This is a genomic window from Lysinibacillus telephonicus (genome assembly GCF_039654155.1).
Taxonomy (GTDB): Bacteria; Bacillota; Bacilli; order Bacillales_A; family Planococcaceae; genus Ureibacillus; species Ureibacillus telephonicus.
In genome coordinates this window covers 754,722-779,108 of the sequence record NZ_CP155468.1, presented here as the reverse complement: position 1 = coordinate 779,108, position 24,387 = coordinate 754,722, and the positions used below count along the sequence as shown (strand labels likewise).

The 24,387-nt window shown below is 35.6% G+C and carries 22 protein-coding genes; 3 read left to right on the top strand and 19 right to left on the bottom strand.

Going from position 1 to position 24,387, the window contains the following annotated elements:
- Positions 1-63: 63 nt before the first annotated feature.
- Both fsa and MKY04_RS03730 read right to left on the bottom strand, forming a co-directional pair.
- Entirely contained in the window at positions 64-714 is a 651-nt protein-coding gene (fsa, locus tag MKY04_RS03735) for a fructose-6-phosphate aldolase (RefSeq protein ID WP_126295274.1), read from the bottom strand.
- Positions 715-1,018: 304 nt separating this feature from the next.
- The gene (locus tag MKY04_RS03730) at positions 1,019-1,873 is read right to left on the bottom strand and encodes a class II fructose-bisphosphate aldolase (protein ID WP_126295273.1); all 855 of its coding nucleotides are present in this window, start codon (positions 1,871-1,873) and stop codon (positions 1,019-1,021) included.
- Positions 1,874-3,065: 1,192 nt separating this feature from the next.
- On the opposite strand from MKY04_RS03730, the gene MKY04_RS03725 reads away from it, so the two are divergent.
- Positions 3,066-3,266 carry a hypothetical protein gene (locus MKY04_RS03725; protein ID WP_148103529.1) on the top strand — a complete coding sequence of 67 codons (201 nt, stop codon included), beginning with the start codon at positions 3,066-3,068 and terminating at the stop codon, positions 3,264-3,266.
- 262 nt (positions 3,267-3,528) lie between these two features.
- Here MKY04_RS03725 and MKY04_RS03720 read toward each other — a convergent pair whose 3' ends face one another.
- The 4 genes from MKY04_RS03720 to MKY04_RS03705 all read right to left on the bottom strand — a co-directional run bounded on the left by MKY04_RS03720 (position 3,529) and on the right by MKY04_RS03705 (position 8,202).
- Positions 3,529-4,146: a metallophosphoesterase gene (locus MKY04_RS03720; protein WP_126296317.1), complete on the bottom strand. Its 618-nt coding sequence runs from the start codon at positions 4,144-4,146 to the stop codon at positions 3,529-3,531.
- Between the two features lie 15 nt (positions 4,147-4,161).
- On the bottom strand, positions 4,162-5,247 hold the full coding sequence (locus MKY04_RS03715; RefSeq protein ID WP_346235330.1) for an ABC transporter ATP-binding protein: 1,086 nt from the start codon (positions 5,245-5,247) through the stop codon (positions 4,162-4,164).
- Positions 5,210-6,967, bottom strand: coding sequence for an iron ABC transporter permease (locus tag MKY04_RS03710; protein ID WP_346235329.1), 1,758 nt, complete (start codon positions 6,965-6,967; stop codon positions 5,210-5,212). Before MKY04_RS03710 ends, MKY04_RS03715 begins: the two co-directional genes overlap by 38 nt.
- 161 nt (positions 6,968-7,128) lie before the next feature.
- Positions 7,129-8,202, bottom strand: a complete 1,074-nt coding sequence (locus tag MKY04_RS03705; RefSeq protein ID WP_346235328.1) for an extracellular solute-binding protein — start codon at positions 8,200-8,202, stop codon at positions 7,129-7,131.
- Positions 8,203-8,355: 153 nt separating this feature from the next.
- Here MKY04_RS03705 and MKY04_RS03700 point away from each other — a divergent pair, with 153 nt between their 5' ends.
- Positions 8,356-9,252, top strand: a complete 897-nt coding sequence (locus MKY04_RS03700) for a LysR family transcriptional regulator (protein WP_346235327.1) — start codon at positions 8,356-8,358, stop codon at positions 9,250-9,252.
- Positions 9,253-9,555: 303 nt separating this feature from the next.
- Here the strand turns inward: MKY04_RS03700 and MKY04_RS03695 are convergent, their stop codons facing one another.
- The 4 genes from MKY04_RS03695 to MKY04_RS03680 form a co-directional block, all read right to left on the bottom strand.
- The gene (locus MKY04_RS03695) at positions 9,556-10,881 is read right to left on the bottom strand and encodes an FtsW/RodA/SpoVE family cell cycle protein (protein ID WP_126296376.1); all 1,326 of its coding nucleotides are present in this window, start codon (positions 10,879-10,881) and stop codon (positions 9,556-9,558) included.
- A complete protein-coding gene (locus tag MKY04_RS03690) occupies positions 10,871-11,290 on the bottom strand; it encodes a PadR family transcriptional regulator (protein WP_126296377.1) in 420 nt (139 codons plus the stop codon). The genes MKY04_RS03695 and MKY04_RS03690 overlap by 11 nt, the downstream gene beginning before the upstream one ends.
- On the bottom strand, positions 11,275-11,826 hold the full coding sequence (locus tag MKY04_RS03685) for a sigma-70 family RNA polymerase sigma factor (protein WP_346235326.1): 552 nt from the start codon (positions 11,824-11,826) through the stop codon (positions 11,275-11,277). The genes MKY04_RS03690 and MKY04_RS03685 overlap by 16 nt, the downstream gene beginning before the upstream one ends.
- 453 nt (positions 11,827-12,279) lie before the next feature.
- Positions 12,280-12,666: a response regulator gene (locus MKY04_RS03680; RefSeq protein WP_346235325.1), complete on the bottom strand. Its 387-nt coding sequence runs from the start codon at positions 12,664-12,666 to the stop codon at positions 12,280-12,282.
- Positions 12,667-12,834: 168 nt separating this feature from the next.
- On the opposite strand from MKY04_RS03680, the gene MKY04_RS03675 reads away from it, so the two are divergent.
- Positions 12,835-13,365 carry a DUF2529 family protein gene (locus MKY04_RS03675; protein WP_126294846.1) on the top strand — a complete coding sequence of 177 codons (531 nt, stop codon included), beginning with the start codon at positions 12,835-12,837 and terminating at the stop codon, positions 13,363-13,365.
- Between the two features lie 325 nt (positions 13,366-13,690).
- Here MKY04_RS03675 and MKY04_RS03670 read toward each other — a convergent pair whose 3' ends face one another.
- From MKY04_RS03670 to kduI, 9 genes are all read right to left on the bottom strand, one after another.
- The gene (locus MKY04_RS03670) at positions 13,691-14,788 is read right to left on the bottom strand and encodes an ABC transporter ATP-binding protein (protein ID WP_126294847.1); all 1,098 of its coding nucleotides are present in this window, start codon (positions 14,786-14,788) and stop codon (positions 13,691-13,693) included.
- A gap of 212 nt (positions 14,789-15,000) precedes the next feature.
- Positions 15,001-16,329, bottom strand: coding sequence for a pectate lyase (locus MKY04_RS03665; RefSeq protein ID WP_346235324.1), 1,329 nt, complete (start codon positions 16,327-16,329; stop codon positions 15,001-15,003).
- Between the two features lie 22 nt (positions 16,330-16,351).
- Positions 16,352-16,684, bottom strand: a complete 333-nt coding sequence (locus MKY04_RS03660) for a cupin domain-containing protein (RefSeq protein WP_246020350.1) — start codon at positions 16,682-16,684, stop codon at positions 16,352-16,354.
- 15 nt (positions 16,685-16,699) lie between these two features.
- Positions 16,700-17,863 carry an oligogalacturonate lyase family protein gene (locus MKY04_RS03655; RefSeq protein ID WP_346235323.1) on the bottom strand — a complete coding sequence of 388 codons (1,164 nt, stop codon included), beginning with the start codon at positions 17,861-17,863 and terminating at the stop codon, positions 16,700-16,702.
- 84 nt (positions 17,864-17,947) lie between these two features.
- On the bottom strand, positions 17,948-19,435 hold the full coding sequence (locus MKY04_RS03650; RefSeq protein WP_346235322.1) for an altronate dehydratase family protein: 1,488 nt from the start codon (positions 19,433-19,435) through the stop codon (positions 17,948-17,950).
- Positions 19,436-19,449: 14 nt separating this feature from the next.
- Positions 19,450-20,919, bottom strand: coding sequence for a tagaturonate reductase (locus MKY04_RS03645; RefSeq protein ID WP_126294851.1), 1,470 nt, complete (start codon positions 20,917-20,919; stop codon positions 19,450-19,452).
- Positions 20,920-21,051: 132 nt separating this feature from the next.
- Complete coding sequence (gene uxaC / locus MKY04_RS03640; RefSeq protein ID WP_126294852.1) at positions 21,052-22,455, bottom strand: glucuronate isomerase; 1,404 nt, start codon at positions 22,453-22,455, stop codon at positions 21,052-21,054.
- A 104-nt stretch (positions 22,456-22,559) separates the two neighbouring features.
- Positions 22,560-23,402, bottom strand: a complete 843-nt coding sequence (locus MKY04_RS03635) for a sugar phosphate isomerase/epimerase family protein (RefSeq protein ID WP_126294853.1) — start codon at positions 23,400-23,402, stop codon at positions 22,560-22,562.
- 145 nt (positions 23,403-23,547) lie between these two features.
- On the bottom strand, positions 23,548-24,378 hold the full coding sequence (kduI, locus tag MKY04_RS03630) for a 5-dehydro-4-deoxy-D-glucuronate isomerase (protein ID WP_126294854.1): 831 nt from the start codon (positions 24,376-24,378) through the stop codon (positions 23,548-23,550).
- Positions 24,379-24,387: the final 9 nt, after the last annotated feature.

The following is a 24,387-nucleotide window of genomic DNA, read 5'->3' as shown; positions in this document are numbered from 1 at the left end:
TTTTTCTTTTGGCACGGCAATTTTAAACACTTATTTTAAAGCACCTTAGTTTTAATAGAAAAATTATTTACTTTTTCTATTTTCCCAGTCAGCTAAAAACCCTTCAATCCCTTTATCTGTTAATGGGTGATGGAATAATTGTTTTAATACTTTAAATGGTGTTGTTGCAATATCAGCACCAGCTAATGCCACATCTGTAATATGTTGTGGGTGGCGGATAGATGCTGCAATAATTTCTGTTTCAATACCATGGATTGCAAACATATCTGAAATCGTAGCGATCAACTCAACACCGCTTTGACCAATATCGTCAAGTCGTCCAACAAATGGAGATACGTAAGTTGCACCTGCACGAGCTGCCATTAATGCTTGGTTTGCACTAAAAATAAGTGTAACATTTGTTTTAATTCCTTTTTCTGAGAAGAATTTACATGCTTTTAATCCATCTGGCGTCATTGGCAATTTCACTGTAATATTTGGTGCAATAGCCGCTAATTCCAAACCTTCTTTAATCATACCTTCTGCATCTAGTGAAATAACTTCACCACTAATAGAACCATCAACTAGTTCGGCAATTTCACGAAGACGATCGTGAAATGAAACGTTCGCTTCTTTTGCTACTAAAGATGGATTAGTAGTTACTCCTGATAAAATACCCCATGAATGTGCTTCTTTGATTTCTTCGAAGTTTGCTGTATCAATAAAAAATTTCATATTAGGTCCTCCCCTATTTTCACGTTATTTATATTACCAATATCAAAAACGAAGAGAAGGTCGATTGAAAACACAATCGGACACTTCTCCTGCAAATCATTATAAGAAAAGCGTAAGCGCTCCGCCTAGAACCTCTTTTGGTGAAGACGCCACATCGTAAGCCTCGGACAGTTTTATGAGCCGCAAGTGCTTGCGCTAGACACTATTCAAAAATAAAAAGAAAAGCAGTGCATCATATTGTTTACATTATAGTAAACATTTTTCTACGAATTTTAAACCATTCTGCTTCCAATTTTTAAATTTCTTACGCTTTTTGTGAGCTGCCAAATTCACGCATTTTTCCAATAACCGTTGCTTTAATCGCATCGCGTGCTGGTGCTAAATATTTACGTGGATCGTACACTTTTTTATCATTTTCTAAAATTTCACGAATCACTTTTGTTGCTGCAATTTGGTTTTCAGTATTTACGTTAATTTTTGCTGTTCCTAAAGAAATTGAACGTTGAATATCCTTTGTTGGAATACCTGTACCACCATGTAATACTAATGGAAGATCAGTTAGTTTAGAAATTTCCTCCATTTCAGCAAAACCTAAGTTTGGTTCACCTTTATATGGTCCATGAACAGAGCCTAAAGCTGGTGCTAAGCAATCAATTTCAGTTTGTTCTACAAGTGCTTTACATTCTTGTGGATCTGCATAAATGATTCCACCGATTACACCATCTTCATCTCCACCAACTGAACCTAATTCTGCTTCTACTGAAACACCTTTTGAATGTGCGTATTCTACTACTTGTGTTGTAATTTTTACATTTTCTTCAAACGGATGATGAGAAGCATCAATCATTACAGAAGTAAAACCTGCGTCAACTGCTTCTTTACACTTTTCAAAGCTAGAGCCATGGTCTAAATGAATTGCTACTGGCACAGTAATTTTGTAGCTTTCCATTAATCCTTTAACCATGTTAACAACCGCAATGAATCCGCCCATATATTTACCCGCGCCTTCTGAAACCCCAAGAATAACTGGAGATTTCTCTTCTTCCGCAGCTAATAAAATTGCTTGTGTAAATTCTAAATTATTAATATTAAATTGCCCTACCGCATACCCTTCGCTTTTAGCCTTAATCAACATTTCTTTCATAGATACTAATGGCATCGATAATCCTCCTCGGACAGAAATTATATTTTCAAGTTATTTATTCCAGATTAACTATAGCAAAAACGATGTAGTCTCACAAGTGAGACTACATCGTTTTCTGCGCCGAAAGCGAAGCGACAGGCGCAAAATATTTTCCCTAATTAGTACAGTACTTCATTAGTTATTTTAGCCCTTATCGTAGTCTCACAAGTGAGACTACATCGTTTTCTGCGCCGAAAGCGAAGCGACAGGCGCAAAATAAATTCCCCATTAGTACAGTACTTTTTTAGTTTTTTTAGCCCTTATCGTAGTCTCACAAGTGAGACTACATCGTTTTCTGCGCCGAAAGCGAAGCGACAGGCGCAAAATATTTTCCCTAATTAGTACAGTACTTCATTAGTTATTTTAGCCCTTATCGTAGTCTCACAAGTGAGACTACATCGTTTTCTGCGCCGAAAGCGAAGCGACAGGCGCAAAATAACTTCCCCATTAGTACAGTACTTTTTTAGTTTTTTAGCCCTTATCGTAGTCTCACAAGTGAGACTACATCGTTTTCTGCGCCTAAGCATGCGCGACTGGCGCAAAATATTTTCCCTAATTAGTACATTACTTCATTAGTTATTTTAGCCCTTATCGTAGTCTCACAAGTGAGACTACATCGTTTTCTTCTCCTAAGCGTGCGCGTCTGGCGCAAAATATTTTCCTTATTAACACACCACTTCTATTAGTTATTTTAGCCCTTATCGTAGTCTCACAAATTAGACTACATCGTTTTCTTCTCCTAAGCGTGCGCGGCAGGCGCAATATATTTTCCCTAATTAGTACATTACTTCATTAGTTATTTTAGCCCTTATCGTAGTCTCACAAGTGAGACTACATCGTTTTCTTCTCCTAAGCGTGCGCGGCAGGCGCAAAATCTTTCCCTTGATTAGTACATTACTTCATTAATTATTTTAGCCCTTATCGTAGTCTCACAAGTGAGACTACATCGTTTTCTGCGCCTAAGCTATGCGCAACTGGCGCAATATAAATCCCTCATTAGTACAGTACTTTTTTAGTTATTTTAGCCCTTATCGTAGTCTCATAAGTGAGGCTACATTGTTTTCTGCGCCTACGCATGCGCGACTGGCGCAATATAAATTTCCCTTTCATGATTTTACGGGCGCGAAATACATTTATATTATTTGCGAGACCGATATATGGAAAGGCATTGACGTTAGTTACACTCATTCATGATTCAATTGAATTGAAAGAAGTCCGTATGGTGGTTCCATCTTTTTATTTTTGGGATGGAGGATGGAACGTTATAAAAGTTTACATAAATCTGGCTCATACATTAAAAGCCTCTCTGTACGATGATCGAGTTAAAATTGATAATAATCTAGCAGAAAATGCAATTCGCCAAATGTAATTGGATGAAAAACTAGCTTTGTTAGTGCACTGGTGCAAAGGCAAACGTCATTTGTTTAAGTTTAACGAAAACTGCAAAAGAAAACGGCATCGTTTTTTATCAATATTTGGTGAAGATAATAACGGACCTACCAAGTTTACCGATTCTCCGCAGCCAAAAATTCCACATTATTACATGCCTTGGTCGAAAAATGAGTAACATGTGCAAATTAGAAACAATAAAAAACCTCCTTACACTTGTAAGGAGGACATAAAAGTTACAGTTAAAATTGAAAGACTTCTACTTGTTGGATAACTGGATTTAATACAGGCACGCGGTAGTGAGTTCGATTCGTTAAATCAACTAAACTTAAATAATGGTTTATACCAGCTCCTGTATCAATGCCAATTTTTTTCGCTTTTTCCCAAAGCATTCCTACTGGGACATCTAAACGATGAGTTGGTGTATGACCAAATATAATAGTTGCGTCTTCCTGTATATTTTCACTAAAAAAAGGTTCTCTTATTGTAAGTAAATCTTCTTCATGTTGTTCATGTAACGGGATGCCTGTCCGTATTCCGGCATGAACGAAAATGTATGGAGGTCTTTCAATAAAAAGAGGAAGGTTTTTTAAAAAATCGGACCAATAGCTCCATTTCGGACTCCCAGATTCGATATCCACAATTGCACATTTTTCATGGTTCCCCATAATAGCATTAGCTCCATTTTCAACATATTGTTTTACAGCTTGTAATGTTCCTTCGCTATTTGGTCCTTTATCGATATAATCTCCGACAAAATAAAGTTCATCTTTATTTGGCTCATACTCGGCAAAATGCAATAACGCTTGTAACGCTTCAAGATGTCCGTGAATGTCGGATATGGCCAAAACTCTATTCATAATTCGCCTGCTTTCTTATTTCAAAACTCCCATATTATTACCAAAACTTGTTGCTTTAGAAAAAAGGAATGTTTGTTGAGGTTCAAATGCAACCTTTACTGCTTGATTTACCTCGAATCGTTCTTTACTTAATGCAGAAATTCGTCCACCTGCTGTTTGTAAAATAATGCGCCATTTCTGTCCTTCATATATAACATGTGTAACCTTCGCATCAATTTTATTTGCATTATTACTATCTTCCATATGTTTTAGAATACGAAGTGCATCAGAATCAACAACAATAACTGCATCACTGCTCATCGATAATTGCCCTATACCTGAAATGATCGATTCACCAACTTTAGCAGTTGTTTCGGTTAATTGGGTTGCTGTTATTCTATTTGTCATTCCAAGAAGTCCTGCGACCCAAAGAGATGCTGGATTTTGACGAACCTCCTCGGGTGTGCCAAATTGCTCAATACGTCCTTCACGAAGGATTAAAATTCGATCAGCTAACGAGTATGCTTCTAATGGATCATGTGTTACATGTAAAACTGTTGTTCCAAATTGACGCAATAAGTAAGAAAGCTCTGTTCGCATTTCAAACCTCAATTGCATATCAAGATTTGAAAGAGGCTCGTCCATTAAAAGAAGTGAAGGATTTGTTGATAATGCACGCGCAATTGCAACACGTTGTTGCTGACCACCTGAAAGCTCGCTTGGATATCGATTTTCTAATCCATTTAGTTGCAATAAATTAAACAAAAAATTTTGCTTTTTGAGTAATTCAAACTTGTCTTCTTTACGAATTTTTGAACCGTAAAAAATATTTTGTAGCACTGTCATATGAGGCCATAACGCATAATCTTGAAACACCATATTAATGCCACGTTTTTCAGGAGGTACTATATGCTTTACAGACGAAATAACGTTCCCATTCAATGTAACTTGACCAGAATCCAACGTTTGTAATCCTGCTACAATTTGCATTAAAGTAGATTTTCCACAACCTGAAGGTCCTAAAATACTAACAATTTCGCCTGTTTCAACTGTAAAACTAACATCGTTGATTGCTTGAAAATCTTTAAATTTCTTTGACACGTTTTGAATCTTTAAAGACATGGGACTTCTCCTTTTTTGCTAGGTTAAGAAAGTAATCTATTCCCTTTTCTACAAACCATTTAAATGTCATCATGAAAATAATAATGATTGTACCGCTTGTTATTGTTGCAGCTGTTGCAAAACCATAATTTAAATCTTCAAAAGCTTTATTGATGGCAACAGGTAAAGTAACAAAATTTGGCGGATACAAAATTGATGTAATCGCTAAGTCAAAAATACTCGTTCCAAATGCAGTAAGCCCAGCTGTTAAAAGCGACGCTCGCATTAAAGGAAGTAAAATTGTAAATATTCGGCGAGTCAATGACGCTCCTTGAATTGATGCTGATGCTAATAAACTAGCAGGAATCTTTGTCATAGAGCTAATCATTAATCTAGCTGCAATTGGTATGGCTCCTGCAACACTTGCTAGAACTAAAATAGCCGGTGTGCCATATAAATGAAGGTGTATATGCTCCAGAAATGGCTGATTCCAAATGAAAATATACCCAATACCTAGGACTACGCCTGGTACAGCCAATGACACGACTGATAACGTGTCGATAAATGAACGGTATTTAAAATCCGTAAAGATAAGGACATATCCAATCCCAATGCCCACAATTAATCCAATAACTCCTGCAAGTGCAGCTATGGTTAACGAGTTTTTCAAACCTTCTAATATTGTAGAGTCAATATTTAATAACTCTTGATAATTTTCAAGTGTAAAATTACTGATCGTTATACCACCACCGATAGAATCCATAAACGATACGATAATACTACTACCAATTGGTATTCCAAGTGCGATTAGTAAAAAGCCGATATTAATGAAATCGTACAACCAACTATTTTTTGTTTTTAATGGATTTGTACGAATCGCACGTCCAGAAATTGTAGAATAGTTTCCTTTACGTAATATCCAAAGTTGGAAAAGCATGACGAAGACAATAATGGCTACTAGATAAAAAGAAAGTATCCCAGCCATATCGTAACGAATAGGTGCTGTATAAAGAGCAGTATAAATTGAATATGATAACGTCGGGAAACTATATACGGCCGCTAGCGAGGCAGGTAACCCAAAGTCACCAATTGTATCCATAAATATTAACGCTGCCCCTGATAGAAGGGCAGGAATGACTAATGGAATTTGAATCGTCCTTAGCGCTCTCCAACTCGTCGCTCCATTTAAACGAGCAGCATCATTAAAGTAAGATACATTCCATTCTAGTGCAGCTGTTACTGCTAAATAAGCATATGGAAATTTACATAATGACATAATAAAAATGAGTCCCATCGGTTGAAACACAAAATCATTTACCCACGGCAAGCCCAATATATGATTGGCAATCCCATTTCCGTTTGAAAAAAGAACCCAACCTTGCGCGATAATGAAGGAAGGTAAAATAAGAAGCGCCCAAGCGGTAAAATCAAGTAAAATAGCTGTATAAAAAGATCTAGATTTCCTCATGATAGCCAAAGCAGTACCTATAACGGTTCCGAGAACTGCTGTTCCAGCTCCAAGTAGTAAAGAATTCGATAAAGACTTACTCCACAATTTGCGCTCAAATATTTCAAAAACTAATCCAAACCCTTGGAAATCAAGTTTTCCGAAAAAAATTCCTGGTAGAACGATTTGAATTAACACTGCAGCAAGTGGCAATAGTATAAACAATATTAATATAAAGACAACGCCCCACCCTAGTACTGTTGGTGCGCTGGGTTTTTTAGTGAGTTTTAGCATAACGTCTTTAATACCTCATCTATAAGACATGATAAATGAACGTACACTTTTCTATCTATATATAAATCATGGAGGAAAAAAGATGATAGAAAAGTGCTTGTTCATGCAAACTTAAAGAATGTATAAGTAATATAAAGTTTACTTATACATTACCTAAGCAATTATTGTACAGATTGATCAGCAAACCACGATTTGATTTCCGCTTCATTTTCAGCAGCAAGTTCAGGATCAGCAACTAGAAGAGGAGCATTGGCATCGCGTTCTTTTGGACTTGCAACATCTTTAACTGATGAAGTGTAGTAACCTTCAACACCAGCAGCGACCATTTCATCTTGTGTTTCTTTTTCCAGTAAGAAATTAATAAATGCTTTTGCAACCTCAGCTTGATCTGTATCTTTACTTATTGCTGCATAACGAACAGATGCTGGTGCACCTTCTTCTGGCCAAACAATTTCTATTGGCTCTCCGTCTTGCTTCATTTTATAAGCGTTGGATTCTTGTAAAGCAGCGACCTTTAAGTCTCCAGCAAGTAATGCCTCCACAATGTTAGGGTTTTTTGGATATACTTTTGCTCCATTATTAAATAGTGAAGCAAAGTATTCCTTACCACCGTCCATACCTAAATCTTCAAAGAACCATGAAACAAAAGGAAATGCAGGAGCTGCAATAGATGGATCAGCCATACCGACGATATCTTTAAATTTTGGATCAGCTAAATCTGCCCAAGTTTTTGGTGCATCTTCTGCTGAAATTTCGTTTATGTTGTACACGAGTATCCCTGCAGCATGTGCACCTGTTGGATAGTAAGCTTTATCTTCTGGTAGAAGAGAAATACCAAAATCATTTAAGTTTGCTTCATTTTCTAAGGCTAAATCTTTAAGAAATATTCCTTCTTGATCCCAACGTGAAAACGATGCTTGTCCATCCATCCACACAACGTCCCAGTTAGGGTTTCCCTTTTCAGATTCAATACGTGATTGAATTTCTGCACCGTTTCCTGCAACAAGTTCAATATCATAACCTGTTTCTTCTTCAAATAACGGTTCAATTAATTCATCGAAATCATTTAAGTAGACTACTAGTGGCTCTGTTTGTTGTACTTCTTCAATTGTAGTTATTTCTTCAGTTGGCGTAGTGTTTGCAGTTGCTTCGTTCGTTTTTGATTCATCTCCTGAAGAACATGCGGCTAAAAATAGAGCAGTAAAACCAGTTAATGCAAATAATGATTTTTTCATTGTTCTACCTCTTTCATAATTTTTTGAACAATGTAAGCATATCGTTTCGCATTTAATAGAATGTGAAGGGATTGTTAAGAAAGGGTTAAATAATATCTAATAATATTGATTAATAAATAGATTTTATCTATATTTTGAGTGAGGTGATATAGTTTGAATTTACAGCAGCTAAAAGTATTTGTTTGTACTGTTCAAAGTGGCAAGCTAAGTATTGTAGCAAAACAGTTAAATATAAAACAACCAACAGTAACCTTTCATTTAAAGGCATTGCAAGAGCATGTAGGAGTGGCACTTTTTGAGGATCATAGCGGCAAACAGTGGATTTTAACTGATGCAGGAAAAGACTTTTATCATTATGCACAACAAATAGTTAGCCTTGTTCATGAATCAGAACAAGTAATGGAACAGTATCGCTTGAATAAAAGAGGGAAGCTGCAATTAGGGGCAAGTGAAACAACTGCTTCATACATATTGCCTCCTTATTTAGCTCAATTTCAAAAAGAGCACAATCAGGTATATATATCGCTTATTGTAAATAAAGCACCGATTATTTTAGAAAAGGTTAAAAATTTTGAGTTGGATTTTGGTGTAATCGCATATGGAGACTTATATGATCCAGATTTAATGATCGTGCCAATTATGGAAGATGAATTAGTATTGATTATGTCAAACGATCATCCTCTATGTAAAAAGGAGAACGTTGCACCTTATGAATTAACACGTTATCCATTTATTTTGCATGAGAAAAAAGCAGTTAGTCACCAACTAGCTGAACAATGGATGTACCAAAACAAAGTGGATTTAAATATTATTATGGAGATCGGATCAATACAAACAATTAAAGAAGCGGTGGAATTAAATATTGGAATTGCCATTTTGCCAAAATTAAGTGTTGAAAAGGAAATGAGAGAAGGACGTTTGTTTGTAAAGCCATTACCGAATTATGTGAATGAACGACATATTTACCTCATTTATCGTAAAAATCAGCATTTTACCCCAATGATGAAAGTATTTATTGAATATTTAAAGACTTCTTTTAAGGCAATGTAAAATAAAAATAGAATAGCTTTTTAAATTTGCCTACCTTATTACACGAAAAGATTTTATACGATAGTGATTGTTTATTAGCAAAAAGCAGCAGCCTGGCGCTAATAAATAAAAAGGTATCATCATTGGCTTAGTCATGTGAAGTATTTTATATACGTTTTCTGAAATTGTAAAAGAGCAATAATTTTCTAATCAATTACCGCCCCCCTCTCATACCTCAACAATCAAATATATATTCGATTAAGTCAAAATAAAAAAAGCGTTGATCATTATGACCAACGCACCTTGCTTTTTAAATATTAAAAATCACTGAAAGCTGCTCAAGTCCTTCTCTTCCCTTTTTATTTGAATAAAATGTTTTCTTCGATAAACACTTAAAACTAGCCCGACAATAAAAGCATTTAGTACAGTTGGCATTAAGCCGTAACTCATAAATGGTAATGTAATTGAGACAAGCGGAAGCAATCCAAAGGTCACCCCTACACTATAGAGGAATTGGGTAGCAAAAAGTGTTGCGCCCCCTATAATGAGTAACTTTCCAAAAGGCTCCTTAATTGACTTTAAAATTATCCAGATTCGAGCCAAAAAAGCAGATAAAATCACAAAAATTACTATACCTAGTGCATATCCATATGTTTGAATTAAATTTCCAAATACAAGAATAGTATCGGCATCCGGAATATATATTATATTTTCTGTACCAAACATACCCGCATTTTTAATTGCATTTTCAAGTGTCACATATTGATAACCACTGCCAGAAGCATGCTCATAAGGGGCAATAAAACCCAATAAACGATCCACTTGATAGTGTGCTATATTCCCTTTCATATAAGAAACTGTGAAGAAAATAATTATTCCTACCATTAAAATAGCTGCAGCTCCAACTACTAGTAATTTCTCTTTACGACTAAATTTACTTTGTAAGAAAAGGACACTAACAATTACAATATAAATAAATAGCATTGATAAATTAGCTATCCACAAAAATAAATAAATAGAAAAAGCAAATAGACCAATACAATGCCATAACTTAAATGACGTATTACTAAAAATTGATGCCCAGGCTATTAAAAATAACGGAATTGCCATCCAAACCTGTATATCAATACCACCTAATGAAATCATCTGTTCTCCATTAACAATGCTATTCGTAAATAACTGAAGGAATATTATCAATCCAACTCCGGCAGCATAAAACAGATAACCAAATCTTTTTAGTTTTCGATAGTCAAAATACATAATCCCAATCGCAACAATTAATCCAATGATTATAAAAATCACTTTGTTTTGTATCATTGTTGAGAAATTCAAATTAAAAAAGTCTAAATATCGTTCTTGATTTAATGCCATAATTGGTAAAAAGCTTAATAACAATGTAACAATTAATAAAGAAATTAATAACCAATCTACTTTCGGCCTATGTAATTTATTTAAAGACTTACCTAATGTAATGGGACTGCCCATTTCTTTCACGGCCTTTTCCTCTGCTTCTATTTCACTATACCCGCGTTGCACCCAGGATTGTTTTGATTTTTGTATATGCTGGCTTAATTCTACCTTCACGTACTGCTTTGCTTCCTTAGACTTAATTTCATTCGTTACTGTTTCTAAAAAGTGACTAATGTTCATTTAGTGTCACCTCATTAAATAACTGTTTTAAGGAAATATCACGACTGCTTTTTTGCACATTTTTCTTTTGTAATATCTTCATACCTTTATTTGTTAATTTATAATACTTTTCATCGTCCTCAGTCCAGTATGATTCAATGATTCCTTGTTGCTCTTGAGCGTGTAGAATTGTATAGACTATCCCTTCATTATTGATGATAGTTTTGATCCCTCTTACATGCAGTAATTGTGTTAACTCAGAGCCAGTCCTTTCTTGAGTCAGCAATGAAAGGATAAATTTTGTCACATCTTGATCTTCAAGTTGTTCTATTTGTTCGTTTATTTTTTGGCGATGGGCATCCGTAAACTTCACTTGACGAAACGTATGATTGTTCATCGCTTTTTTTAACCCTTTTAATCGTTCATCCATAGGGATCCCTCCAGCATTTCTTTTAATAATGATTTGCCTTTGCGTAAACGTGTTTTTATAGTATTTCCATTTACTTCAAGTATAGAGGCAATTTCTTTAATCGAACGCTCCTCATAGTAGAATAAGTAGATTACTTCTCGATATTTTATAGGCAGTTGCATGACAGAGTATGCAAGTTGTGCATCTTCATCTTGTTGGATAACTGTTTGTTCAACGCTATCTCTACGTTCACTTATGATTAAACCAACATCCTCTGAAACTTTAACACGTTGGTTATACCAGCTTTTCAAATAATCTTTTGAATGGTTGATTGCAATTCGCCAAAGCCATGTCTTAATGGACGATTTTCCTTTATAGGATTCTATTGATTTATAACATTTTACAAAAATTTCTTGGGTCAAATCCTCCGCTATTGTCTCGTTATGTACATAAGCATAAACAAGCTGTTGGATTTCCTGCCCGTATGTACGCATTAAATCATCAATCAATTCTTCATGATTGATTGTTGTTATAGAAGCATACGTTATCTCTTCCACACTCTCCCCTCCATTTCGACTATTAGACGAGGCTAATAAAAAGAAAGTTTTAAAACTATGTAATAATAAAAAAATTGGTTCCCCTACTTACAAAAGAACCAATAAAGCATTTTAATATTTATACAGTATTTCAACAGCTAGTTTCTTAAAAAAGGACTTATTTTTACCTATCTACCTGAAAGAGAAATCTATATTTATATAATTTCCTTTCATTGCTCTTCCACCGTTACTTCCTCGCTACTAAAAAAGGCTAAACTAAATAAAATAGTTCAGCCGAAAAATGTCTCGTTATATTGTTGTATAAATTACTTTAACTATCTATAAACCGAGCAAAAGAGATTTTAATTTAATTATAGTTATGTTTACAATTACAAAGCTTTTTCAACGCTTAAGTATATAACAGCAGAAAAAATGTTATGTAATTAATTCCTTTTACAAAATCAGAATTTAACCTTAACGATCTTCTACCGAATAATCCTGACCTTGTTCTAATACTTTAACAACTTCATTTCGAATATCAAATATGTTAAATGGTTTAGTAAAATAATTTACAACGCCTAATTTTCCAGCCTCATCTATTAGTTCTTGTTCTCTGAAAGCTGTCATCATAAATACAGGAATACTTAATTTATTGTCTCTTATTTGTTTTAATATTTCTAAACCGTTCATTCCAGGTATTTTCATATCTAACAAAATGCAATCAACTTCTTCTGACTCTAATATTTTAAGTGCTTCCAAACCATTTGAAGCCTGATGAATTTTATAGCCTTCCTTTGAAAAAACTTCATCTAACAATAAACGTATGCCTTTTTGGTCATCTACTATTAATAACTTTTTCATAGTTGTTGTCCCCTTATTGTCGTTTTATTTTCAGATATTGGCAACTATTTATTCCCTAAAATATTTCCCTTAAAACCTAATTTTCGATTTAATTAATGAAACTCCTTCAATCTTTCACATTTTACATTTGATTGAATAAAATTTTATAATACTTACTGAGGTGAAACTATGTCAAAAATACTTTCTACTCAAATGAGTGGATTATTCCAAAGAATTATTCAAACTGAAGAAGAAGCAATTGAAGAAACTGCACGTTTACTTGCGCAAGCTAGTGTTGGACAAGGAAAGGTTTATTTTGCATGTTTTGGTGAATTAGAAGCTATTGAAATTCATGCTTTAAAAGGTGTTGAGAAGTTTGTGAATCTAGCTGCATGGACACCAGAAACTGTTGTGACAGAAGTAGACCGAGTTTGTATTTTCACTGAAAGTTGTCATAACGAAGAGGCCTTACAACTTGCAAAAAAATTATTTGATGAATTTATTCCATTTGCTGTTATCTCCAGTGAGCCACAAGAACCTACTAATAAACTTAGCGAATTAGCCTACACTTATATTTCAATGAAAATACGTGGGGGTTTGTTACCACATCCATCAAACTTAGGTGAGCGAATTGTTATCCCACACCTGATTGCAGGTTTATTTATCTATGAGGCTATTAAGTTAAACTATGATGAAATAATATTTGATGATGAACTCTAAGTTTAACCTTTCACCAGTGGCATTTATATGGATTTGATTATTATTCTTTTTCTAGATAATTTTATCTTACTATAAAATAGTTAAAGATTGGTTAAATATTACACAATTTTACTTCATTATTCAAAACTTAACCAAAAAAGGGATGTCTTATATGTCCCTAATTTGAATATATGTAGAAAAATAAACTGCACCTCATCCACCATTGACGATAGTTCCTTATTAGGTAACTTCTGCTACCTAATGAGATTTAAAATCAAAAACTACCTAGTAAAGTTCCCATAAAACTTTTACTAGGTAGTTTTATTTCCTCTGATATTTCGGTTGACTAACGAATTCTAATTTCTGTCTCTTTATTAAAGAAATGAGCTTTATTCATATCAAAAGCAAGTTCAAGCTGATCACCAGGCTTGACTTCTGTACGTGGATCAATCGTCGCTACTAAATTCTGACCTTCAATAGTAGAGTAAATCGTCATATCCGCACCAGTAAGTTCTGCTAAATCTATATCAATTTTAACCGTTGCTCCTTTAGCATAGTCAATAAATACTGGCTCATCATGGAAGTCTTCCGGTCTAATGCCAAGAACAACTTCTTTTCCAACGTATCCTTGTTCACGGAGAACCTTCATTTTTCCTTCGGGAATCACGATGTTTGTTTTTCCCATAGAAAATACACCGTCTAAAATCTTCCCATTAAAGAAATTCATTGAAGGTGATCCTATAAATCCGCCTACGAAAATATTCTCTGGATTTTCGTAAATGTATTTAGGTGCACCTACCTGTTGAATTACACCATCTTTCATAACGACAATTCGACTCGCCATTGTCATTGCCTCTGTCTGGTCATGCGTTACATAAATGGTTGTTGTCCCCAAGCGGCGGTGAAGCTTAACAATTTCAGCTCGCATTTGAACACGTAGTTTTGCATCAAGGTTTGATAATGGTTCGTCCATTAAGAATACTTTGGCGTCACGAACAATGGCACGACCTAGTGCAACACGCTGACGCTGCCCTCCGGAAAGAGCTTTTGGTTTACGTTTTAGATATTCTTCGAGACCTAAAATTTTGGCTGCTTCATTCACACGACGATTGATTTCATCTTTTGGTACTTTACGAAGCTTTAATCCAAACGCAATATTATCGTAAACCGTCATATGGGGATAAAGTGCATAGTTTTGGAAGACCATTGCAATATCACGATCTTTTGGGGCAACATCATTTACACGGCGTTCATCAATGAAGAAATCTCCTTTAGTAATTTCCTCAAGTCCGGCAACCATTCGTAAAGTGGTTGATTTTCCACAACCAGATGGTCCAACAAATACAATGAATTCTTTATCTTGAATATGAAGGTTAAAATCACTTACCGCGGTTACTTTATTGTCGTATATTTTATAAATATTATTTAATTTTAGCTCTGCCATTTTTTCAGCCTCCTACTATCTAAAAGTATTATCCATCGTTTGCCAACAACACGACTGATTTTTTATGCTACTCTTATTTCTCATTTTATCGGAAAACGCTTTCAAATATAATTTAATATTTTTAGATAATTGTTAAATATTTTTATATTTTCATTAGTCCAACAAAAAGACTTGCCAGTATGTATACTGAACAAGTCTTTTATTTAAGAATCTTATTTTATTTTACCTGCACCTGCTTTTGCCTTTACATTTGCAGGAACAGCCTGTGTTGGCTGAATTTTTGTGTACAAAGATGGCTTCCAACCAACATTCTCATTAAGTTGTGCATCATTTCCTTGGTTATGTGCTTTAACAAGATCTACTCGGCTTCCTTTGCCTTTTCCGTTAACGAATGAGCCATCTTCATATATAGAGATTCCTTTCCAATAACGAATAATTTGAGAAGGATCTACATCGTAACTAAAGTTGAAATAGTTGTTTTCAGCATAGATTTTTGATTCAGCTCCTACTCCAAATGCATAATCGAATAAGTACTCCGAGTCGTTTGTATACTCATAATAGTTATTGTAGATATGAACCTCACCATAACGTACTCTTGGTAAACGCTGCGTTACATCCTTAAAATAATTATGGTGAACTGTTACTTTTAATCTATCTTTATCAGTGGTTTTGCTGTCACTTGACCCAATCAGCATCACTTTATCATGATCTTCAAATTTGTTATACGAAATCGTTACATAGCTTGCACCATTAGTTACGTCTAATAAGCCATCATGCTGCTGGTAGGTACGGCCAAAGTATTTACCAAACGATGCGTCTGTGTTTTCGCCGTCTGTAAATGTACAATGGTCAATCCAAACATTTTCAGTATTATTTGTGATGGAAATATTATCGTACTCTGAATTCCATTCACCATAATCTCCGTCTGTCGGGTCCCATTGTGGGAAGAAGTCACGTGGTGCTTCAAACTCAATATTGCGTATAATGATGTTCTTTACTCCGCTCAGATTAAGACTTCCCCCAATAATTTTGGCATCATTATCAATTCCTATAATGGACGTATTTGAACCAATATTGATAACGATTTGTTCTTTTTGCTTCTTCTGAGCTTCGGCACGTGCATCCTCGAGTTCGCCTTCTACTTCCTTTTCATAGCCCCACTTTTCAGGATTGTATGCCTTTAAATATTCTTCTAAATCATATCCTGTACCTTCCGCATAGTATTCGGGTCCAATCGGATTATTATTTTCATCTACATTAAGCTCAATTGTCCCTTTTACATAAATAATCTTCGGTGTGTCATTCTTGCCATTTGATTTATTATCGCCGCCCAGTGCTTCAATCAATTCACTTTTATTTGTAACAGTAAAAATATGTTTTTCATCTGCTTTAGCCCCGCCTGTTGTACCATTTCCAAAGGAGGCCCAACCATCCTTTGGTTGTAATACTTCACTTCCTAAGTCATTTGATGTAGCTGAGACGGAAATAACCCCAAAACTGAATAAAAATGCTGCTAGGATCGTACTAATCATTTTTTTCATAGATTCACCTATTCCTCTCATTTTATTTTTCTTGTAAAAAATCTTCGCGCTGCGGGGTAAAAACATCTAAAATGGTAGACTCATCTTCCAGCGCTTTGACACCATGACGTATACCGGATGGGATGTAGATACTGTCTCCTTGTCTAACGATTTGCACATCTCCGTCGAGGTTGAACTCAAAGCTTCCTCGTGTGATATAACTTACTTGTTCATGAGGATGTGAATGGACGCTTCCAACCGCGTCTTTCTCGAAGGTTACCTCAGTCATCATTAAACTGCCTCCGTAACCTAAAAGCTTTCGTTTTACCCCTTCCTCTGTTGGGATGGCCTTGATTTTTTCTCCAAAAATAAACACATCATTCACCCCTTATTAAGTTTGCTTAGGTAGTTCAATTAAATAAAGATTACATGATCCTTCTCGGTCAGATGTAAATAAAATCTTTTCGTTATTCCAGCTAAAGGTTGGATGGCAATGAGTTTGTTGAGTGTTCCAGCTCGTATGATGAGAACATAACGTTTTGATCATCGCTTTCTCCCCTGATATATCTATTAATACTAAATCTTCTACTTCATCTCCAACTAATAGGGTATTATCAAGATTGCTATGATAGTGATTACAATAGAAAGGCAAATCAATTTGTCTGATTAAGTTCCCCTCATCATCCACTAGCCCTACAAATGGAATCTGCCCTGATTCATGTGAATTCTGAATAGTTGCTTGCGTTCTATGAACGGTAATAGTTCCGTCATGGCCTTTTCGACGGTTGTCAAAAAAGATCTTGCCATCACTGGTCCAAAACTCATGGCCAATACAATCGTCTTCTGCTTGCCTAAATAATGGTTGAGGTGAACGAGAGCGAATATCCAATAGCCAAATCCGTTGATGAACAAGATTCCATGGTCCTTCATGACAAAAAGTTGCCAGGCTGCTATTTATAGGAGAAAACTGAAAATGCCCTAGCCAGTGGGTATCTTGGAAAACATCAAAAACTTCTTTCCCATCCATGCTGATTAAAGTTATCCACCCCTTTTTCGTCGCATACATCGTTTCTTTAAACCCTCTATAATTGGCTCCTCTTTCTATTGGAACAAATTCATTACGAGCCATCCCGATATACCTTTTGTCCGCAGAAATATGCGGATGTCCTAATTCTATCCCTGGCTTTTCTTCATAGAGTACAGTGGTTTTAAGAGTTGAAGTTTCTAACTTCTTTAGTAATCTACCCGTTACATAAACGACAATGTCACCCTCAGGCGTTTTCGTATGGAAGCTTGGGGTGATTCCCTCGGGTTCATCTGTTAACTGCAAAATCCTCCCAGTCTCTAGATTCATTTTAAAAAGATTATAAACTGTTGATTTTTCAGAGGAACGATCTGATAAGAAGTAAATGTCTTGATCACCTGTACAAAAAGAGTTATCTGTAAAGTAAAAGTGGAAGTTATTAGAACCGTTAGATGTTATCTGTTTAACAACATTTCCTGTCTTCTCATCTATATACTCTTTGATTTCTGAAGGAAACTCCTTGCCAATCATAATTCTCCTCCTTTCTATTAAGGTTAGAGTCATTAAGACAATGTCGGCTTCTAAGGAAATAAATGCTTTAACACTAACATCAACTTATAAAGTTACTCCCGTCTTAAAAATCGCAATTTCCCTAAAATCATTTTTCTCATTATTCACGAGTTCTCCACTCGCAACTTGAATAATATAGTCGATAAAATCGTTTAACACGATATCGGACTCCTTCTCTAATAACACACCAGCGTTAAAATCAATCCAGTGTGGCTTTGTTTCAGACAATGGGGTATTTGTTGAAATTTTCATTGTTGGCACAAAGGATCCAAATGGCGTTCCCCGTCCAGTCGTGAATAGTACCAATTGACACCCAGCTGCAGCTAGAGCAGAAGATGCAACCAAATCATTGCCAGGTGCGCTCAATAGGTTTAACCCTTTTTCTCTAAGGATTTCTCCGTATTTTAGAACATCTTTTACCGTTGATGTGCCAGCTTTCTGCGTACAACCTAGAGATTTGTCCTCCAATGTAGAAATTCCACCATCCTTGTTTCCTGGTGAAGGATTTTCATAGACTGGTTGTTTGTTTTCAATAAAATACTCTTTAAATTCATTAATTAACTCAACCGTCTTTTCAAAAACTTCTGAATTCGCAGCACGCTCCATTAGAATTGTTTCCGCGCCAAACATTTCCGGAACCTCTGTCAGCACCGTTGTACCTCCTTGGGCAACAAGAAAATCTGAGAATCTACCAAGCAATGGATTTGCCGTGATGCCTGAAAAACCATCAGATCCACCGCACTTCAACCCAACCTTTAACTCAGATAATGGTACAGGTTCACGTTTATCATTTTTAGCAGCTGCATAAATTTCTTTTAGTAATTCAACACCTGCTTCAATTTCATCAGTTACCTCTTGCGAAACTAAAAACTTTACACGATCTTCATCGTAATCTCCAAGAGCATCTTTAAATTCATATAAGTTGTTATTTTCACAGCCTAATCCTAAAACGAGGACACCACCGGCATTTGGATGGAGCACTGCATCTCTTAAAATTTTTCTAGTATTTTCATGATCGTCTCCTAATTGGGAGCATCCATAATTGTGTTTTAATACGAGGACGTTTTCAAACGGGTGAATATCGCCCACTTCTTTTTCAAAAAGTTTCAGCATTCGTTCTGCAATCCCATTCACACAGCCAACAGTTGGAACAATCCAAAGTTCATTTCGAATCCCTACATTTCCGTTCTTCCTTTTGAAGCCATTAAACGTAAGGTTTTTATTTTCATAGGGATTGCTGTTTAATTTTTGATGAAATTGATACTCCTGAATTCCATCCAAATTCGTTTTAATATTATGGGTATGAATATGTTCACCCACTGAAACTTCTTTAATTGCGTGGCCAATAGGGTATCCATACTTAATGATATGATCATTAATAGATAAATCTTTGATTGCTACCTTGTGACCTCTTTTAATATCATCCTTTAGTACGATGATTTCCTCTTTAATAGTCAGTGTTTGCCCTTTTGACAAATCTTTTAATGCTACAACCACATTATCGTGATCATGTAACTGGATGAAATCCAACATGAACATTCCCCCTATTAATTGGCCGTCTTTTGCTCCAATATGGATTCAATGGCCTGTTTCATTCCCTTCGTTTCAATTTCAAATAGATTTTTCGTCACCTCGCCTGTTAACTCTGGTACATCGTTTAGGTTAATATCCCAGATTTTTTCGCAACTTAACACACTTGAGACAATCTCCTTTATGCTCTCTAAACTGCCATTAGCTTTACTCCATTGTGTCTTAAACAATTCAAGCACTTCAGGATCGTCCGAAAGTTCAATTTCTTCGTCACCTCTTTTCCCCTTATAAAAGGAAATTAACGCAGCTAGTGAGAATACTAGCTTCTTCGGCAATGTGTTTTTACGGTTAACATATTCCAGCAAAGATGGTAAATCTCTTGTTTTAAATTTAGACGTAGAATTTAATGAAATACTTAACAAGAAATGCTGCATATAGGGATTCCTAAATCTTTCAATCACTTCGTCTGCAAATGAACGACATTCTTCCTCGGGGAAATCCAATGTTGGAATGATTTCATCATAAATTAGCTCTTTCACGAATTTCCCAACAATTTTATGCTCAATTGCCTCGCCTACCGTATTGAGCCCATATAAATAAGAAACAGGAGCCATCGCTGAATGAGCACCGTTTAAGATTCGCACCTTCCTTGTTCGATATGGGGTTATATCATCAACAAAGAAAGTATTCAATCCTGCTAGATGAACTGGAAATTCCTCACGAATCCATTGAGGCCCTTCAATAACAAATAGATGGAATTGCTCACCGACAACGACAAATTCGTCTAAATAGCCAAGCTCTGCTGTAATCTCGTCGATTGATTCTGTCGGAAAACCTGGGACAATTCGATCAACAAGTGTATTACAGAAGGTATTTGCTTCATTAATCCAGTCCACAAATCCTCCCCCAAGGTTCCAAATTTTCGTATACTTCAAAACCAATTCTCTTAATTGATCACCATTACGCTCAATCAACTCACAAGGTATAATAATTAATCCTTTATCTTTCTCACCTTGAAATGCTTGATAACGTTCATATAAGAATGATGTTAGTTTTCCCGGAAAACTCTTTTGTGGTTGATCTGTTAATTTATCATTGTCGTCAAAAACAATTCCGGCTTCTGTTGTGTTGGAAAATATAAACCGCAGCTCAGGATTATGGGCAAGTTGTAAATATTCATCATATTGTTTAAAAAGATTTAAACCACGACTTATACAACTGATTATCGAATGCTCTTTAACAGGTCCCCCTTCTTTTATTCCTTGTAAATAAAGGGTAAATAAACCATCCTGTTCATTTAACTTTTCAACCGCACCCTGTCCGCGTGGCTGAACAACTACCACACTGCCATTAAAGCCTGTTTTCTCGTTAAGTACATCTATTTGCCAATCAATAAAGGCTCTTAAAAAATTACCTTGACCGAACTGAAGGACTTTCTCCGGGCGTTTTTGATAATTTTTTAAGAAATGCTTATTTAATTTTTCCATGACTTCCCCCTAAACATTTTGCCATTCACCCATAAACTTTAAGAAGATGTGTAATGTTTAAATCCTATCAATCCTTTAGATTTCTTTTCTAATGACTCTCCTTATCTGAATTGCTTCTTACCCTTGTATTCTTTATTCAAATTGAAAGTATTCTTTTGCATTGTAGTATGAGATGCCTTGAACGATTTTCCCTAGGAATTCAGGGTCATTTGGAACTTCTCCATTTTCTACCCATTCACCGATTAAATTGCATATTAATCTTCTAAAATATTCATGTCTTGTATAGGATAAGAAACTTCTGGAGTCAGTTAACATGCCAATAAAACGGCTAAAGAGACCCATATTGGCTAAGGACTGCATTTGTTCAAGCATTCCTAACTTATTATCGTTAAACCACCAAGCGGTACCAAACTGAATTTTTCCTGGAATTCCTCCCCCTTGAAAGCTTCCAATTACAGCGGAAATTACGTTATTATCTTTCGGATTTAAAGAATAAATAATCGTTTTCGGCAGCGCATTTTCTTTGTCCATTGAATTTAATAGCTGCACTAATGGTTTCGCGATTTCTTCATCATTGATTGAATCATAGCCTGTATCCGGACCTAAAATAGTAAACATTCTTTCATTATTATTTCGTAGGGCGTTAATATGGAACTGCATTGCCCAGCCTAATTCGGCATATAGCTTTCCTAAAAATCTTAATGTAAAACTTTTATATTTCTTTTCAGCTTCTGTGGAAACTTTTTTACCTTGTAAAGCTTCTGCAAAAATGCTTTTTACTTCATCTAACGTTGTGTCTGCATACATCATAGTATCAATTGCATGATCCGAAACTCTACCGCCTATTGAATGGAAAAATCGAACTCTTGACTCAAGTGCTTCAAGGAAATCCTCATAACCATTAATCTGGATTTCTGAAATTCCTTCGAGTGTTTTCACCCAATTTAGGTATCCTTCACGGTTAATTTCGAGACCTTTATCCGGGCGGAAGCTAGGTAAAACTTTTACATCAAAATCATTATCTTCTTTCAAACTCAGATGGTACTCAAGGCTGTCGACTGGATCATCTGTCGTACAAACAACCTGTACATTTGACTTTTTAATAAAATCCCTTGCACGGAAACCATCACTATTTAATAACGCATTTACCTTTTCCCAAATGATAGGGGCGGTCTCTTCATTTAAAAGTTCATTTATCCCAAAAAATCTTTGAAGTTCTAAGTGAGTCCAGTTGAATACTGGGTTTCCAATTGTCATCGGAAGAGTTTTTGCCCATGCGAGGAACTTATCGTAATCACTAGCATTGCCTGTGATATACTCTTCGTCAATCCCATTTGCTCTCATTAAACGCCATTTATAATGATCACCATATAACCAGATTTCCGTAATATTTTTGAATTTTTTATTGTCGTAAATTTCCTTAGGGCTTAAATGGCAATGGTAGTCAATAATGGGCATATTCTTTGCATACTCGTTATATAACGTTATGGAGATATCGTTGTTTAGTAAAAAATTTTCATCCATGAAATTTCGCATATGAACACCAGCCTTCTAATTTTTATAAAATTTATTTGTAAAAAACACCAATATAATATTCCCTTGTAACTATTTCATCTTCTTTATGGCGCATCAATTCATCATTATGCGTTGTCATATTTCTCCTTTAAATATGTCATACTGCTAGTGATGTAAGGTTCACTTGTACCTTCCATAAGAACGTTCAAAAAAGGTTTTCTTTGCTTTATGCATTTAAAAATAACATCATAATTTAACAAGCCTTGCCCTACAGGTACCATTTTGATCCAGTTATCCTCAATGATAAAATCTTTTGCATGAAGTGCTACAATCTTGTCTCCAAACAGCTCTATTGCTTCTTGAATCACATCTTCTTGATGTTGGTAATTATCTATTGACATAAAATTAGCAGGATCATATATAACTTGAAGATGATTAGAAGGAATTTCGTCAAGTAAACGTTTCATTCGTTGTGGTGTATGGATTGGATGATTAATTCCCCCTTCGATTCCAACAAGCACACCGAATTTCTCCGCCTCTTCCACAAGTTCTTTGACACTTTCCACTACTTCAAGGAAGGGCTGTTCCTCAAAATTATTCTCTGTATACACTATGTCCTTATTGACATTCCCCGTCTCTGTTCCCACAATGCTACAGCCAAAGTCTCTTGCAAATCGGATATGCTCCTTGAAACGATCGAGTTCCTTTCTTCTAACATGATGATCCGGATGAATCATGTTAATATAACAGCCTAAAACCGCAATCTGAATTCCTTTTTGTTTAAAAGCGCTTCCAATGTGATGGGCAAATCCAGGACTTAAACTTCCTAATGAAGTATTCATCTCTTTAAATGATTTCCCTAACGCTAACTGAACAGAGGTTAATCCTTTACTAGATATCTCGCTTACTAATTCTTTTAATGGAAGATTGGCCACATCATGAGCTCTGATTCCAATGTTTAGGCTCACCTTTTCTCCTCCTATTCTAAAAAAGGATCTGGCCCTTAACCTGAACCAAACCCTTTTAAATTTGTTTATCTCCTAGTCCCCTCCACTTATTGCAAGAGGATTATTATATTAACGAACGCTAGACATTAGCAACATTAGGATTTACTTAGCGTAAATCTTCCATTTTAACGTGGTCCATGTCTGTATACGTGATATTTTCTCCGCACATTCCCCATATAAAGGTATAGTTGCTTGTGGCTGTTCCTGTATGAATTGACCAGCTCGGTGAAATAACTGCCTGTTCATTTTTCATCACCAAATGTCTTGTTTCATTTGGTTGTCCCATAAAGTGGAATACACGAGTATCAGGTTTCATATCGAAGTATAAGTACACTTCCATTCGACGTTCATGAGTATGACATGGCATTGTATTCCAAACGCTGCCTGGAGATAGCATCGTTAAGCCCATTTGAAGCTGACAGCTTTCACACACATTAGGATGAATATACTGATAGATTTTTCTTTCATTTAACGTTTCAGGTTCCCCAGCTTCTAGTGGTTTTATTTCATTAATATCAATTTTGACGGTCGGATACGTATGATGTGCCGGAGTTGAGTTGATATAAAACTTAGCCGGATCCTGTGGATTACTAGAGCGGAACAATACTTCTTTTGTGCCTCTGCCTACATATAAGCCGTCGCGACGTTGCATATCATACTCAACACCATTCAAGATAACGCTTCCATCACCACCGATATTGATAATTCCTAACTCACGGCGCTCAAGAAAATAAGACACTCCCAATTCTTTATCGAGCTTTATTGTTAACTCTTCATCTGTTGGAGTAACCCCGCCAAAGATCATTCGGTCTGCATGTGTATAAGTTAAGTGAACCTTTCCTGGTTCAAAAATAGTTTCTACTAAAAAGTGATTTCTTAATTCATCTGTGTTGTACCTTTTGATTTCCTCTGGATGGTTTGCATAACGAGTTTCCATTTTAAATAT

What these genes read in the sequence shown, in the direction of transcription:
- fsa (WP_126295274.1), bottom strand. Translation starts at nt 714, where the DNA reads ATGAAATTTTTTATTGATACAGCAAACTTCGAAGAAATCAAAGAAGCA.
- MKY04_RS03730 (WP_126295273.1), bottom strand. Translation starts at nt 1,873, where the DNA reads ATGCCATTAGTATCTATGAAAGAAATGTTGATTAAGGCTAAAAGCGAA.
- MKY04_RS03720 (WP_126296317.1), bottom strand. Translation starts at nt 4,146, where the DNA reads ATGAATAGAGTTTTGGCCATATCCGACATTCACGGACATCTTGAAGCG.
- MKY04_RS03715 (WP_346235330.1), bottom strand. Translation starts at nt 5,247, where the DNA reads ATGTCTTTAAAGATTCAAAACGTGTCAAAGAAATTTAAAGATTTTCAA.
- MKY04_RS03710 (WP_346235329.1), bottom strand. Translation starts at nt 6,967, where the DNA reads ATGCTAAAACTCACTAAAAAACCCAGCGCACCAACAGTACTAGGGTGG.
- MKY04_RS03705 (WP_346235328.1), bottom strand. Translation starts at nt 8,202, where the DNA reads ATGAAAAAATCATTATTTGCATTAACTGGTTTTACTGCTCTATTTTTA.
- MKY04_RS03695 (WP_126296376.1), bottom strand. Translation starts at nt 10,881, where the DNA reads ATGAACATTAGTCACTTTTTAGAAACAGTAACGAATGAAATTAAGTCT.
- MKY04_RS03690 (WP_126296377.1), bottom strand. Translation starts at nt 11,290, where the DNA reads ATGGATGAACGATTAAAAGGGTTAAAAAAAGCGATGAACAATCATACG.
- MKY04_RS03680 (WP_346235325.1), bottom strand. Translation starts at nt 12,666, where the DNA reads ATGAAAAAGTTATTAATAGTAGATGACCAAAAAGGCATACGTTTATTG.
- MKY04_RS03675 (WP_126294846.1), top strand. Translation starts at nt 12,835, where the DNA reads ATGTCAAAAATACTTTCTACTCAAATGAGTGGATTATTCCAAAGAATT.
- MKY04_RS03670 (WP_126294847.1), bottom strand. Translation starts at nt 14,788, where the DNA reads ATGGCAGAGCTAAAATTAAATAATATTTATAAAATATACGACAATAAA.
- MKY04_RS03665 (WP_346235324.1), bottom strand. Translation starts at nt 16,329, where the DNA reads ATGAAAAAAATGATTAGTACGATCCTAGCAGCATTTTTATTCAGTTTT.
- MKY04_RS03655 (WP_346235323.1), bottom strand. Translation starts at nt 17,863, where the DNA reads ATGATTGGCAAGGAGTTTCCTTCAGAAATCAAAGAGTATATAGATGAG.
- MKY04_RS03650 (WP_346235322.1), bottom strand. Translation starts at nt 19,435, where the DNA reads ATGTTGGATTTCATCCAGTTACATGATCACGATAATGTGGTTGTAGCA.
- MKY04_RS03645 (WP_126294851.1), bottom strand. Translation starts at nt 20,919, where the DNA reads ATGGAAAAATTAAATAAGCATTTCTTAAAAAATTATCAAAAACGCCCG.
- uxaC (WP_126294852.1), bottom strand. Translation starts at nt 22,455, where the DNA reads ATGCGAAATTTCATGGATGAAAATTTTTTACTAAACAACGATATCTCC.
- kduI (WP_126294854.1), bottom strand. Translation starts at nt 24,378, where the DNA reads ATGGAAACTCGTTATGCAAACCATCCAGAGGAAATCAAAAGGTACAAC.